The organism is Thioalbus denitrificans (genome assembly GCF_003337735.1).
Lineage (GTDB): Bacteria > Pseudomonadota > Gammaproteobacteria > DSM-26407 > DSM-26407 > Thioalbus > Thioalbus denitrificans.
Genome location: NZ_QPJY01000003.1, coordinates 38,792 through 52,131, shown reverse-complemented (window position 1 = coordinate 52,131; position 13,340 = coordinate 38,792). Strand labels below are relative to the sequence as shown.

The following is a 13,340-nucleotide window of genomic DNA, read 5'->3' as shown; positions in this document are numbered from 1 at the left end:
GGGGCCTCAGAGGTAGGCCTCGAGAATCGCCTGCAGGGTGCCCTGGGCTTCCATGATCAGTTCGCACACCTCGCGCGCGGCCCCGCGGCCGCCCGGGCTCGGGGTCTGCCAGTGGGCGTGCTTGCAGACGAAGGGGTGGGCATCGGCCACGGCCACCGCCAGCCCCACCCGCCGCATCACCGGCAGGTCGATGACATCGTCCCCCACGTAGGCCACCTCCTCCAGGGGGGTGTCCAGCCGGTCGAGCAGTTCGCCCAGGGCGTTGAGCTTGTCCTCCCGCCCCTGGTAGACGTGGTGGATGCCGAGGCTCTCCATGCGTTCCTTCACCACCCCCGAGGAGCGGCCGCTGATGATGGCGATCTCCACCCCGGTCTGGCGCAGCAGCTTCATGCCGTGTCCGTCGCGGGAGTTGAAGGCCTTGTACTCCATGCCGTTGTCGTCGAGGTAGAGGCTGCCGTCGGTCAGCACCCCGTCCACATCGAAGATGACCAGGCGGGTGCGGGCGGCGCGTTGCAGGATGTCTTGCATGGCGGTTATTGGTTTGAGGGTAGAGGGTTAAGGGTCAATGGATAAAGGTTAATGAATAAAGGATAAAGGCGGGGGTTCCGGCGGGCGGGAGTGTGCATCGCCTCCCGTTCCCCGGCACCTGCCATCACACCACCCCGGCGCGCAGGAGATCGTGCATGTTGAAGGCGCCCACCAGCCGGCCGCCCCCGTCCACTACCGGCAGGGCGTTGATTTTCTTCGTTTCCATGAGGTGCAGGGCCTCGGCGGCGAGGGTGTCGGGGGAGACGGTGGCGCAGTTGCGGGTCATGACCGCGCCGATGTCGGTGGCGTGCACATCCACCCCGCGGTCCAGCGCCCGGCGCAGGTCGCCGTCGGTGAACACCCCGAGCACCTCGCGGGCCTCGTTCACCACCACGGTCATGCCCAGCCCCTGGCGGGTCATCACCAGCAGGGCGTCGCTGAGCAGGGCCTGCTCGGGCACCATGGGCAGGCTGTCGCCGGTGTGCATGATGTCGCCGATGAGCAGCAGCAGCCGCCGACCCAGCCGCCCGCCGGGGTGGGATCGGGCGAAATCCTCGGCGGTGAAGCCGCGCGCCTCGAGCAGCGCCACCGCCAGCGCGTCGCCCATGGCCAGCGCCGCGGTGGTGCTCGAGGTGGGGGCGAGACCCAGGGGGCAGGCCTCCTGGGCCACGCCCACGTGCAGGTTCACCTCCGCGTTGCGCGCCAGGGTGGAGGCCGGATTGCCGGTGAGGGTGATCAGCGGCACCCCCTGGCGCTTGATGAGCGGCAGGATGGTGAGTATCTCCTCGGTCTCGCCGGAGTTGGACAGGGCCAGCACCACGTCCTGGGGGGTGATCATGCCCAGGTCGCCGTGGCTGGCCTCGCCCGGGTGGACGAAGAAGGCGGGGCTGCCGGTGCTGGCCAGGGTGGCGGCGATCTTGCTTCCGATGTGGCCGGACTTGCCCATGCCGATGACCACGATCCGGCCGGTGCAGCCGAGCAGGTAGCGGCAGGCCTGCGCGAAGTTCCCGTCGATGCGCCCGGCGAGATCCTCCAGCGCGGCGGTTTCGGCCCGGATGACGGCCAGTCCCAGTTCGATCAGGCGCCGATCCTCGGTCTCGGCGGAAGGGGGGGTCACGGCGGTGCTCACGGGCTCTCCGGGTCTGGGTGGCGGTTCACGGTTCGCGGCATGCCGGTCCTGCGGACGCTCATGCCGCGGTCAGGACCAGCGTGGCCATGTAGCCGGCAAAGCCCCCGAGCAGCAGGCCGCCCTCGAAGCGGGTGAGGCGGCTGCCGTCGCGGAAGCCGTAGGCCATGGCGAACAGGGCAACTGTGAAGATTAACATAACCGGGAAGTCGCGGGTCATGACCGCCGGTTCCAGGAGGGTGGGCCGGATCAGCCCGGGCAGCCCCAGCACCGCCAGCAGGTTCCACATGTTGGAGCCGAGAATGTTGCCCAGCGCGATGTCGTGCTCGCGTTTCAGCGCGCCCGCCACGGAGGCGGCCAGCTCCGGCAGGCTGGTGCCGATGGCCACCACGGTCAGGCCCACCACGTGATCGCTGACGCCGAATCCGCTGGCGATGTTCACCGCGCCCCACACCAGCAGGCGCGAACTCAGCGGCAGCAGCACCAGCCCGAGGGCGAGCCAGAGCAGGGCGGTGGCGGTGGGCATGCCCCGGGGGACCTCCTCGGCGTATTCGGCGGTCATCGGATCGGAGATCCGGCTGGCGCGGCCGATGCTCACCATCCAGTAGATCACCAGCCCCAGCCCGGCGATGAGCACCGCGCCGTCGAACCGGCCCAGCTCGCCGTCGAGCAGCAGCGCCAGGGTGAGCAGCGTGATGGCGAACAGGACCGGGAACTCGCGGCGCAGGGTGTTGGAGTGGACGTGCAGGGGCTGGACGAGGGCCGTGATGCCCAGCACCAGGCCGATGTTGGCGATGTTGGAGCCGATGGCGTTGCCGATGGCGAGCCCCGGGTTGCCAACCCAGGCGGCGGTGGCGGAAACGGCCATCTCCGGGGCCGAGGTGCCGAAGGCGACGATGGTCAGGCCGATGAGCAGGGGCGGGACCCCCAGGTTCCGGGCCAGGGCGGCGGCCCCGGTGACGAAGCGATCGCCGGCCAGGACGAGCAGGACGAATCCGGCGATGACGGCGAGGATTGAAAGGGTCATGACATGAAGCTGGCCCGGACGTTTCCCGCCAGGACGCCAAGAGCGCCAAGGTTCAAAATGATCGAGACCTCATGAATGGAGCATCAAGCATCGTCTCGTACGAGGGCCGCTGCAGTATTAAGACCATTAATCCTTTGTTTACCTGGCGTTCCTGGCGAGAGATTTATAGATGTTGGGGCACGCTACCAGGGTTCCGGGGCGCACAGCACATCAGAAACATTAGAATGTGACTGGGCCTGGTATTGCAACCTCGGGGAGGCGGGCATGCGCATTGCGGCTTACGGCTGGGACCATCCGGGCTGGGAGGGCGGCTATTATCCTGCGGACCTGCCCGAGGAGTGGCGGCTGGCCTACTATGCCAACGCGTTCCCGGCGGTGGTGGTGCCGGCGCCGCTGGCCGTGGCCGCCAGCGGGCGGGAGCTGGCCCACTGGGCCGGCGAGACCGCGCCCGCGTTCCGCTTCCTGGTGGAGCTGCCCCTGGAGGCCGGGGGGGAGGTGGCGGCGCGCTGCATGGGGCTGGGCGAGCGGCTGGGCGGCTTCCTCGTGCCGCCCGGCGCCCCACGGGGCGTGGCGGGCCTGCCGGCGGCGGTGCCGGCCTGGTGGCTGGGGGCGGCGGAGGAGGCCGCGGCGCTCGGCCTGCGCCCGTGCTGGCGCCCGGACCGGCCCTGGCCCGGCGCGGCGGCGGCCGGGCTCGGCTGGTGCGAACCGGCGCCTGATCTGGCGGCGCCGGAGCTCGGGGCGCTGCTGCGGGGATTCGCCGCCGCGGCGGGGGCCGGGGAGGGGGTGCTGGTGGTGGCCGGCTCGCCGCCGCCCGCGGGGGTGCTCGGCCGTCTGCGCGGGCTGGCGGAACTCATGGGCTGAAGCGGGACCCGGTCGCTTTCAGGTGCTGCATCGATCGGTTATGATTTCCCGACTTTTTTGCTTCCGCGCCGAGGGTTTCGGCGCTTTCAGAACTCTGCAGCGGGGCGCTCCGGTTCGGCATGGGCAAGGACAGCGAAAATCTGGTGGAGATCCGGGGGCTGAGTTTCGCCCGCGGCGACCGGATGATCTTCGACGGGGTCGACCTCGACCTGCGCCGCGGCAAGGTCACGGCCATCATGGGGCCGAGCGGCACCGGGAAGACCACCCTGCTGCGCCTCATCGGCGGCCAGCTGCGCCCCCGCTCGGGGTCCATCCGGGTGGACGGCCAGGAGGTGCCGCGCCTGCGCCGCGATCAGCTCTTCGAGCTGCGCAAGCGCATGGGCATGCTGTTCCAGAGCGGGGCGCTGCTCACCGACCTGCCGGTGTTCGACAACGTCGCCTTTCCCCTGCGCGAGCACACCCGCCTGGGCGAGGTGCTGATCCGCGACCTGGTGCTGATGAAGCTGGAGGCGGTGGGGCTGCGGGGCGCCCGCGATCTCATGCCGAGCGAGCTCTCCGGGGGCATGGCCCGGCGCGTGGCGCTGGCGCGCGCCATCGCCCTGGACCCGATGATGATCATGTACGACGAGCCGTTCACGGGACAGGACCCCATGTCCATGGGGGTGCTGGTGAAGCTGATCCGGCTGCTCAACGACGCCCTGGGGCTGACCAGCGTCGTGGTCTCCCATGACGTGGCCGAGACCGCCGGCATCGCCGACTACATCTATCTCATCTCCGGCGGCAAGGTGGTGGCTCACGGGACCCCGGCGGCGCTGGACCGGGAGCGTTCGCCCTGGGTGAACCAGTTCATGCACGGCGAGCCCGACGGCCCGGTGCCGTTCCACTACCCGGCGCCCGATTTCGCCGACGACCTGCTGGGATCGGTACGCTGATGGACACCCTCCAGAACCTGGGCCGCTGGGCCCTGGGCATGTTCGAGCGCCTCGGCCGGGGCCACCTGTTCCTGCTCTACGTGCTGATGGGGACGCCGGGCCTGCTGCTCCGCCTCCGCCTGGTCATCCAGCAGGTCTATTCGGTGGGCGTGCTGTCGCTGCTCATCATCACCGTCTCCGGCCTGTTCGTGGGCATGGTGCTTGGCCTGCAGGGTTACAATACCCTGGTGGATTTCGGCTCCGAGGAGGCGCTGAGCGTGGTGGTGGCCCTGTCCCTGGTGCGCGAGCTGGGGCCGGTGGTCACCGCGCTGCTGTTCGCCGGCCGGGCCGGCTCGGCGCTGACCGCCGAGATCGGGCTGATGAAGGCCACCGAGCAGCTGGCCGGGATGGAGATGATGGCCGTGGACCCGCTGCGCCGGGTGATCGCCCCGCGGTTCCTGGCCGGGTTCATCTCCATGCCCCTGCTGGCGGCCATCTTCAGCGCCGTGGGCGTGTTCGGGGGCTGGTTCGTCGGTGTCGGCCTGCTGGGCGTGGACGACGGCGCCTTCTGGTCGCAGATGACGGCGAAAGTGGATTTCTACGAGGACATCATCAACGGCGTGATCAAGAGCGCCGTGTTCGGTTTCGTGGCCACCTGGATCGCCCTGTTCGAGGGCTATGACGCGGTGCCCACCTCGGAGGGGGTGAGCCGTGCCACCACCCGCACCGTGGTGCATACGGCCCTGGCGGTGCTGGGCCTGGACTTCGTCCTCACGGCACTCATGTTCGGAGGCGTGTAAATGCTGCATACGAGAACGGTGGAGATCGGCGTCGGTGTGTTCGTGGCCGCGGGCCTCGCCGCCCTGTTCATGCTGGCGATGAAGGTGAGCAATCTCAGCACCTTCAAGGCGGAGAACGGCTATACCGTCAGCGCCCATTTCGACAACATCGGGGGGCTCACCGTACGCTCGCCGGTGCGCATGTCCGGCGTGCTGGTCGGCCGGGTATCGGGCATCGGCTTCGACAACGAGGCCTACCAGGCCGTGGTCACCATGAACATCGATCCCCAGTACGACAAGCTGCCGGCCGACACCTCGGCGAGCATCCTCACCGCGGGCCTGCTCGGCGAGCAGTACGTCGGGCTCGATCCGGGCGGCGATTTGCGCTTCCTGAAGGACGGTGACGAGATCAAGCTCACCCAGTCCGCGCTGGTGCTGGAGCAGATCGTGGGACAGTTCCTGTTCAGCAAGGCCCAGGAGAGCACGGCCACGGAGTAACATCGCCCGCCTCCCGCGGTCCAATGCATGACCGAATCTGACTTGTCGACGGAGCAATAACAATGAGAACCGTGATTCACTGGCTTGCCGCCGCGCTGCTGCTGCTCGGCGGCGCGACGGCCCAGGCCTCCATGGGGCCCACCGAGCTGGTGCGGGACACCGCCGATCGCATCCTGGGCACCTTCAAGCAGAACCGGGAGGCCTACCAGGCCGAACCCCGGAAGCTCTACGCGCTGGTGGATGCCGTGGTCCTGCCCCACTTCGACTTCGATCGCATGTCCCGGCTGGTGCTGGGCAAGTACTGGCGCCAGGCCGACGCGGATCAGCGCGGGCGCTTCGCCCACGAGTTCCAGACCATGCTGGTGCGCACCTACAGCAAGGCGCTGTGGGAGTACACGGACCAGAAGATCGCCTACCTGCCCATGCGCGGCAGCGAGACGGACGGGGACGTGCTGGTGCGCACCGAGGTGCAGCAGCCCGGCGGCTACCCCATTCCCATCAACTACAGCCTGTACCGGGCGGACAACGGCTGGAAGGTCTACGACGTGGTCATCGACAATATCAGCCTGGTGACCAACTACCGCGCCAGCTTCGCCAACGAGATTCGCAAATCCGGCATCGACGGCCTGATCGCGAACCTGCAGCAGCGCAACCACGGCGGCAAGTGAACAACCTCACCCTCGAACAGGCCGCGGACGGCTCCTTCCGGCTCCAGGGCGAACTGGGCTTCGCCACGGTTCCGGAGGTCCTGGAGTCGGGGCGCCGGCTCTTCTCCGGCGGCGGGACGCTGACGCTGGACCTGTCCGGGGTCAGCCGGGTGGACAGCGCGGGGCTGGCGCTGCTGGTGGAGTGGGTCCGCGAGGGGCGCCGCCAGGGGCGGACGCTCGCCTTCACCGGCGTGCCGGAACAGCTGCTCTCCATTGCCCGGATCAGCGGCCTGGAGGAGATCCTCGGGCTGGCCTGAGGCCCCGGGCCGCGCTGCGGCGGCTCCCGCCCCAGGCGGGGAGGACGCTCCCGGGGCTCGCGGCAGGCGCCGTTTTCCTGGCCCGATGGGGCGGGAAGAGCCGGGCGGGCCGGGGCTGCCACGGCCTCCCCTCCCGCCCCGCCCCGCGTGACTTCCAGGATGAGGTGTCCCGGCCTGGGGTGCGAGGTTTCGCCGCGACGGCTGTTTCCTATATGATCCGTCCCTTGTCATGGGCGAGCCGGGCGCGGTGAAGGCGGCCGGTTCCCGGAAATAATGAAACGCGCGGACATAGCGCGTGCAGCAAGACAGGAGAAAACCATGTTCGATCCCGCGGAAATCAAACGCCTGATCGAGGCCGGCCTCCCGGGCAGCGCTGCCCGGGTCACCGGCGACGGGAGCCACTTCGAGGCCACGGTCGTGTGTGACGATTTCGAGGGCAAGCGCTCCCTGGAGCGGCAGCGGATGGTCTTTGCCACCCTCGGTGATCGCATCACCAACGGCACCATCCATGCCCTCAGCCTGAAGACCGCCACCTCGGCGGAGGCGGCGCAGGGCGACTGAGTCGTCCGGCCGGCAGATGCGGACCGGGCGGGGCAGCGCAACAGCCCCCGGGGCTGTGGCTGCCCCATTTTGATTGCTCCGGGCGCATGCCAGGGCCCGGAGCGGTAACTGGTGGAGCGGCCCCGGCCGCATCCGAAACCGATGGTTGTGACCGCAGTTCCCGGTCGGGGTGCCGCGCGAGCCGGATTTACGTACGAGACTTCATGGACAAGCTGATTATCACTGGTGGCGTTCCCCTGGACGGCACCATCCGCATCTCCGGCGCCAAGAACTCGGTGCTGCCCATTCTCGCCGCCACCCTGCTGGCCGACGGTCCCGTCACCATCGGCAACGTGCCTCACCTCCAGGATGTCACCACCACCATGGAGCTGCTCGGCGGCATGGGCGTGGAGCTGATGGTGGACGAGCGCATGAGCATCGAGGCCAACACCAGCAGCGTCGACAACTTCAGCGCGCCCTACGAGCTGGTGAAGACCATGCGCGCCTCCATCCTGGTGCTGGGCCCGCTGCTGGCCCGCTTCGGCCGGGCGGAGGTCTCCCTGCCCGGCGGCTGCGCCATCGGATCCCGGCCCGTGAACCTGCACCTGCAGGGGCTGGAGGCCATGGGGGCCGAGGTCCGGGTGGAGAACGGCTACATCCGCGCCCACGTGAACGGCCGCCTCAAGGGGGCCCACCTGTTCCTCGACAACGTGACGGTGACCGGCACCGAGAACCTGATGATGGCCGCGGCCCTGGCGCGCGGCACGACGGTCATCGAGAATGCGGCCCGCGAGCCCGAGGTGGAGGACCTGGCCAACTGCCTCATCGCCATGGGCGCCGGGATCGAGGGCGCCGGCACCGATACCATCACCATCCACGGTGTGGAGCGGCTGGAGGGGTGCCGCTACAACGTGCTCCCCGACCGCATCGAGACCGGCACCTACCTGGTGGCGGGCGCCATCACCGGCGGCCGGGTGCGGCTGAAGGATACCCGTCCCGAGATCATCGACTCGGTGCTGGTGAAGCTCGAGGAGGCGGGGGCGGAGATCGACACCGGCCCCGACTGGATCGAGCTGGACATGAAGGGCAACCGCCCCCGGGCCGTGGACGTGCGCACGGCCCCCTACCCGGCCTTCCCCACCGACATGCAGGCCCAGTTCACCGCGCTGGACTCCGTCGCCGAGGGGACCGGGACCATCCGCGAGAGCGTGTTCGAGAACCGCTTCATGCACGTGCAGGAGCTGCAGCGCATGGGCGCGGACATCCGCCTGGAGGGCAACACGGCCATCTGCATCGGGGTGGAAAAGCTGACCGGCGCACCGGTGATGGCCACGGATCTCCGTGCCTCCGCCAGCCTGGTGCTGGCCGGCCTGGTGGCCGACGGCGATACCATCGTGGACCGTATCTACCACATCGATCGCGGCTACGAGTGCATCGAGGAGAAGCTGGCCCAGCTGGGCGCCCGCATCCGCCGCGTGCCGGCATAGGAGCCGGTCACGGAGCACGCGGGAGACGGCGTGCCGGGCGCAGGGCCGCGGTGACGGGGCAGCCCGGGCTGCTGCGTCCCGTTCGCCACGCCCCGGGCCCCATGGCGCTGACAAACCGGCCGACGACATCATGACCGACACACTGACCATCGCCCTCTCCAAGGGGCGCATCTTCAAGGACACCCTGCCGCTGCTGGCCCACGCCGGCATCCACCCGGTGGATGATCCGGAGACCAGCCGCAAGCTGATCCTGGACACCAACCTGCCGGAGGTGAAGCTGGTGATCATCCGCGCCGCGGATGTCCCCACCTACGTGGAGTACGGCGCGGCGGACCTGGGCGTGGCCGGGAAGGACGTGCTCATGGAGCACGACGGCGACGGGCTCTACGAGCCGCTGGACCTGGACATCGCCCGCTGCCGCATGATGGTGGCCGGTCCCCGGGAGGGACGGGCCCCGCGCCGACGGCTGCGCATCGCCACCAAGTACGTGAACACCACCCGGCGCTACTACGCCGCCCGCGGCGAGCAGGTGGAGGTGATCAAGCTCTACGGTTCCATGGAGCTGGCGCCGCTGGTCGGGCTGGCGGACCTCATCGTGGACCTGGTGGACACGGGCAACACCCTCAAGGCCAACGGGCTGGTGCCGCTGGAGCACATCGCCGACATCAGCTCGCGGCTGGTGGTGAACAAGGCCTCCATGAAGATGAAGCACGCCCGGGTGAAGGCCTTCATCCAGCGCCTCGCCGAGGCGGTGGCCGCCGCCGGCGGCAAGTAGAGGCGCACGGAGGCCGCAGGGGCGGTCGGAAACGGGTTTTCGCAGGGTGCCGGGAGGTCTGGCGACCTCTGTGTCCCCTGTGGCAGAAGCACTCCAACTGGGAGCAGACCATGGCTGAGATCACGAGACTGGATACGACCGCGGTGGACTTCTGGGAGCGGCTCGAGGGCCTGCTGGCCTGGGAGTCGGTGTCCGACGAGCGGGTGACCACCACGGTGCGCGAGATTCTCCACCGGGTCCGCCGCGAGGGCGACGCGGCGCTGCTGGAGTACACCAACCGGTTCGACCGCATGAGCGCCACGGCCATGGCCGAGCTGGAGATCCCCCGCGCCCGCCTGCAGGCGGCCCTCGCGGGCCTGCCCGCCGACCAGCGCGAGGCGCTGGAGGTCTCCGTGGCGCGCCTGAAGGCCTACCACGCCCGCCAGAAGCAGGAGTCGTGGAGCTATCGCGAGGCCGACGGCACGCTGCTGGGCCAGCAGATCACCGCCCTGGACCGGGTCGGCCTCTACGTCCCCGGCGGCAAGGCCGCCTACCCCTCGTCGGTGCTGATGAACGCCATTCCGGCCAAGGTGGCCGGCGTGCCGGAGCTCATCATGGTGGTGCCCACCCCCGACGGCGAGGTGAACCCGCTGGTGCTGGCCGCAGCCGAGCTGTGCGAGGTGGACCGGGTCTTCGCCCTCGGCGGAGCCCAGGCGGTCGCCGCCCTGGCCTATGGCACCGAGACGGTGCCGCGGGTGGACAAGATCGTGGGCCCCGGCAACATCTACGTGGCCACCGCCAAGGGCATGGTCTACGGCACCGTCGGCATCGACATGATCGCCGGCCCCTCCGAGATCCTGGTGGTCTGCGACGGCAAGACCGATCCCGACTGGGTGGCCATGGATCTCTTCTCCCAGGCCGAGCATGACGAGGACGCCCAGCCGATCCTGGTCACCCCCGACGGGGAGTTCCTGGAGGCGGTGGCCGCCAGCGTGGCGCGCCTGCTGCCGGAGATGGAGCGCAAGGCCATCATCGAGAAGTCCCTCGGCGCCCGCGCTGCGCTGGTCAAGGTGCGGGATCTCGACGAGGCGGTGACGGTGGCCAACTTCATCGCCCCGGAGCACCTGGAGCTGTCGGTGGATGACCCCGAGGCCATGGCGGGCAGGATCCGCCATGCCGGCGCCATCTTCATGGGCCGCTACACCGCCGAGGCGGTGGGCGACTACTGCGCCGGGCCCAACCATGTGCTGCCCACCTCGCGCACGGCGCGCTTCTCCTCGCCGCTGGGGGTCTACGACTTCCAGAAGCGCTCCTCGCTCATCATGTGCTCGCCCGAGGGCGCCACCACCCTGGGCCGGATCGCCTCCGTGTTCGCCCGCGGCGAGGGCCTCACCGCCCACGCCCGCTCGGCGGAGTACCGGATCAAATCGTGAGTGCGTGAGTGCGTGAGTGCGTGAGTGCGTGAATGCGTGAATGCGTGAATGCGTGAATGCGTGATGCGGATCGTCCCATCCTCAAAACCCACCACCCACCACCCACCACCCACCACCCATCACCCACCACCCATCACCCATCACTACACACACTGACTCACCAACACCCCGTGCCATGATCGCGCGTCTGCTGGCGGACTTCACCGTGCTGCTGCACCTGGCGTTCATCCTGTTCGCGGTGCTGGGCGGGCTGCTCGCCCTGCGCTGGCTGCGGGTGGCGTGGGTGCACCTGCCGGCGGCGGCCTGGGCCGCGGCCATCGAGCTGGGCGGCTGGATCTGCCCGCTCACCCCGCTGGAGAACGCCCTGCGCGCCCGGGCCGGGGAGGCCGGCTATGGCGGCGGCTTCGTGGAGCACTATCTCCTGCCCCTCATCTACCCCGCGGGCCTGACCCGGGAGATCCAGTTCGCGCTGGCCGGGTTGGTGCTCCTCGTCAACGTCGCCATCTACCTCGCCGTGGCCCGGCGTTGGCGTTGAATATCGCTGCACGGCCTCAGGCAGCGAACAGCCACCCCGTGTAGCCGGCGTAAAGGAGCAGGAAGACCACGCCGCCGATCCGGGACAGGCCCCGGCCGCCCAGGAACAGGGCCAGCATCGCCAGTGTGGCGGCGAGCATCACCCACAGGTCCAGGGCCAGCAGGCGCGGGTTGAAGGGCAGCGGCACCACCGCGGCGGTGACGCCGAGGATGCCGAGGATGTTGAACAGGTTGCTGCCCAGCACGTTGCCGAGCGCCACGTCGTTGTGGCCGCGCAGGGCGGCCATGACCGAGGTGGCAAGCTCCGGCAGCGAGGTGCCCACCGCCACCAGGGTGAGGCCGATGACCGCCTCGCTCACGCCCATCGCCCGGGCCAGGTCCACGGCGCCGCTCACCAGCAGCCGCGCCCCCAGCAGGACGCCCGCCAGCCCGAGCGCCAGGTGGAGCAGGGACCGCCAGGCCGGCAGGGGAGCGGTGCCCAGCTCGTCGGCCTCGTGGAGATGCAGCTCGGCGCCCCCGTTGCGGGCCCGGATGTCGGCGCGGTAGGACCAGGCGATATAGCCCGCCAGGAGCGCCACCATGGCGCCGCCCTGCCAGGCGGCGATGGTTCCGGTGAGGGCCAGGGCCGGCAGCAGCAGCGTGGCGGCGAGGACCGCCAGGGCGTCGCGGCGGATGCCCGTGGCCGGTACCAGGATGGGATGGACCAGGGCGGAGACGCCGAGAATCAGCAGGATGTTGGCGATATTCGAGCCCACCACGTTGCCCATGGCGAGATCCGGCTGGGCGCGCAGCGCGGCCTCCAGGGAGACCAGGAGTTCGGGCGCCGAGGTGCCGAACCCCACCACGGTCAGGCCGATGAGCAGGGGTGGGACGCCCAGGCGCCGGGCCAGCCCCGCGGCGCCCCGGACCAGCATCTCGCCGCCGGCGAACAGCAGCACCAGCCCGGCGGCGGTCAGCAGCCAGGCTGTCATGCGGCGGCTCGGGTCTCCCCCGGGGGGCTGGCGGCATCGCGCTGGGTATACCGCCACACCACCGCCGGAGGCAGGTTCAGCAGTACCCGGGCCACCGGCCGTCCCACCAGTTCGAGCCGGCGCAGCAGCGCCGGGTGGACCGGCGAGGCGAGGCCGTAGGTGAACTGGACGAAGGTGCCGTTGGGAACCAGCAGGCGGAAGCTCTGGCGCAGGACCTGGTGCTGGGTGGTGAAGGGCAGCGAGAGCAGGGGCAGGCCGGAGATGATGGTCGCGGCCTCGTGGATGCCCAGGGCGGCGAGGGACTGGATCAGCCGGCAGGCGTCGGTCTGTACCACCCGGACCGACGGATACCGCTGGCGGAGCAGGCGGCAGAAGACGGGATCCCGCTCCACCAGCACCAGTCTCTGGGGCGCGATGCCGCGGGCGAGGAGGGCGCGGGTCACCACCCCGGTTCCGGCGCCCAGCTCCAGCACCGGGCCGTCCCGGGAGGGCAGCGCCTGGAGTGCCAGGGCGCGGGCCAGGGCGCCCCCGCTGGGCACGAGCGCCCCCATGCGCAGGGGGGCGCGCAACCATTGGCTCAGGAACAGGGGCAGGTCGGAGGATGACATCGGCTTGGTGATCTCACGGTTCGCCCGGGGGGCGTGTTCGGCGCCGCTCGCGCGGCCGCAGTCCGGATCGGCGGGACTGCTCGGAAAGGACCCCGGGCCCGGGCCGACCTGGTGTACTGCGCCACTCTTGGAGGTGCTTTCAGAGTCCCCCGAAAGCGCCATGACGGCGTCGCAGCGCTTGACAAGGGAACAACCATTGCCTGCGCACTGCGCCTTGTCCTGGCGCTTTCGGGGGACTCCCTCCGGGCGGCTCGCTGAATGTGCCTCCAAGAGCGGCACAGTACACTATGCAGTTACACTAAATTAGGGGTTGTCGTCC

Annotated in this window: 16 protein-coding genes; 11 read left to right on the top strand and 5 right to left on the bottom strand. The window is 69.8% G+C overall.

Going from position 1 to position 13,340, the window contains the following annotated elements; all coding sequences use genetic code 11:
* Window positions 1-6: 6 nt before the first annotated feature.
* From kdsC to DFQ59_RS08505, 3 genes are all read right to left on the bottom strand, one after another.
* The gene (kdsC, locus tag DFQ59_RS08515) at window positions 7-528 is read right to left on the bottom strand and encodes a 3-deoxy-manno-octulosonate-8-phosphatase KdsC (RefSeq protein WP_114279275.1); all 522 of its coding nucleotides are present in this window, start codon (window positions 526-528) and stop codon (window positions 7-9) included.
* A gap of 124 nt (window positions 529-652) precedes the next feature.
* Entirely contained in the window at window positions 653-1,657 is a 1,005-nt protein-coding gene (locus DFQ59_RS08510) for a KpsF/GutQ family sugar-phosphate isomerase (RefSeq protein WP_281268239.1), read from the bottom strand.
* A gap of 58 nt (window positions 1,658-1,715) precedes the next feature.
* Window positions 1,716-2,681: a calcium/sodium antiporter gene (locus DFQ59_RS08505; RefSeq protein ID WP_114279274.1), complete on the bottom strand. Its 966-nt coding sequence runs from the start codon at window positions 2,679-2,681 to the stop codon at window positions 1,716-1,718.
* Window positions 2,682-2,945: 264 nt separating this feature from the next.
* Here DFQ59_RS08505 and DFQ59_RS08500 point away from each other — a divergent pair, with 264 nt between their 5' ends.
* The 11 genes from DFQ59_RS08500 (at window position 2,946) to DFQ59_RS08450 (ending at window position 11,443) form a co-directional block, all read left to right on the top strand.
* A complete protein-coding gene (locus DFQ59_RS08500) occupies window positions 2,946-3,542 on the top strand; it encodes a DUF72 domain-containing protein (RefSeq protein ID WP_114279273.1) in 597 nt (198 codons plus the stop codon).
* A gap of 119 nt (window positions 3,543-3,661) precedes the next feature.
* The gene (locus DFQ59_RS08495) at window positions 3,662-4,474 is read left to right on the top strand and encodes an ATP-binding cassette domain-containing protein (protein WP_114279272.1); all 813 of its coding nucleotides are present in this window, start codon (window positions 3,662-3,664) and stop codon (window positions 4,472-4,474) included.
* Entirely contained in the window at window positions 4,474-5,253 is a 780-nt protein-coding gene (mlaE, locus tag DFQ59_RS08490) for a lipid asymmetry maintenance ABC transporter permease subunit MlaE (protein WP_211314849.1), read from the top strand. Before DFQ59_RS08495 ends, mlaE begins: the two co-directional genes overlap by 1 nt.
* Window positions 5,254-5,730: an outer membrane lipid asymmetry maintenance protein MlaD gene (gene mlaD / locus DFQ59_RS08485; RefSeq protein WP_211314848.1), complete on the top strand. Its 477-nt coding sequence runs from the start codon at window positions 5,254-5,256 to the stop codon at window positions 5,728-5,730.
* A 62-nt stretch (window positions 5,731-5,792) separates the two neighbouring features.
* Entirely contained in the window at window positions 5,793-6,398 is a 606-nt protein-coding gene (locus tag DFQ59_RS08480; RefSeq protein WP_114279270.1) for an MlaC/ttg2D family ABC transporter substrate-binding protein, read from the top strand.
* Window positions 6,395-6,694 (top strand): STAS domain-containing protein, encoded by a 300-nt coding sequence (locus DFQ59_RS19805; RefSeq protein WP_170142091.1) that lies wholly within the window; start codon window positions 6,395-6,397, stop codon window positions 6,692-6,694. Before DFQ59_RS08480 ends, DFQ59_RS19805 begins: the two co-directional genes overlap by 4 nt.
* A gap of 318 nt (window positions 6,695-7,012) precedes the next feature.
* Complete coding sequence (locus DFQ59_RS08470; protein WP_114279269.1) at window positions 7,013-7,255, top strand: BolA family protein; 243 nt, start codon at window positions 7,013-7,015, stop codon at window positions 7,253-7,255.
* Window positions 7,256-7,458: 203 nt separating this feature from the next.
* Window positions 7,459-8,721 (top strand): UDP-N-acetylglucosamine 1-carboxyvinyltransferase, encoded by a 1,263-nt coding sequence (gene murA, locus DFQ59_RS08465; RefSeq protein WP_114279268.1) that lies wholly within the window; start codon window positions 7,459-7,461, stop codon window positions 8,719-8,721.
* A 130-nt stretch (window positions 8,722-8,851) separates the two neighbouring features.
* The gene (hisG, locus tag DFQ59_RS08460) at window positions 8,852-9,496 is read left to right on the top strand and encodes an ATP phosphoribosyltransferase (RefSeq protein ID WP_114279267.1); all 645 of its coding nucleotides are present in this window, start codon (window positions 8,852-8,854) and stop codon (window positions 9,494-9,496) included.
* A 110-nt stretch (window positions 9,497-9,606) separates the two neighbouring features.
* Entirely contained in the window at window positions 9,607-10,908 is a 1,302-nt protein-coding gene (gene hisD / locus DFQ59_RS08455) for a histidinol dehydrogenase (protein ID WP_114279266.1), read from the top strand.
* Between the two features lie 175 nt (window positions 10,909-11,083).
* Complete coding sequence (locus DFQ59_RS08450; RefSeq protein WP_114279265.1) at window positions 11,084-11,443, top strand: DUF2784 domain-containing protein; 360 nt, start codon at window positions 11,084-11,086, stop codon at window positions 11,441-11,443.
* A 16-nt stretch (window positions 11,444-11,459) separates the two neighbouring features.
* Here DFQ59_RS08450 and DFQ59_RS08445 read toward each other — a convergent pair whose 3' ends face one another.
* Window positions 11,460-12,413: a calcium/sodium antiporter gene (locus DFQ59_RS08445; RefSeq protein ID WP_114279264.1), complete on the bottom strand. Its 954-nt coding sequence runs from the start codon at window positions 12,411-12,413 to the stop codon at window positions 11,460-11,462.
* Window positions 12,410-13,021, bottom strand: a complete 612-nt coding sequence (locus DFQ59_RS08440; RefSeq protein ID WP_170142090.1) for a class I SAM-dependent methyltransferase — start codon at window positions 13,019-13,021, stop codon at window positions 12,410-12,412. The genes DFQ59_RS08445 and DFQ59_RS08440 overlap by 4 nt, the downstream gene beginning before the upstream one ends.
* Between the last annotated feature and the right edge of the window lie 319 nt (window positions 13,022-13,340).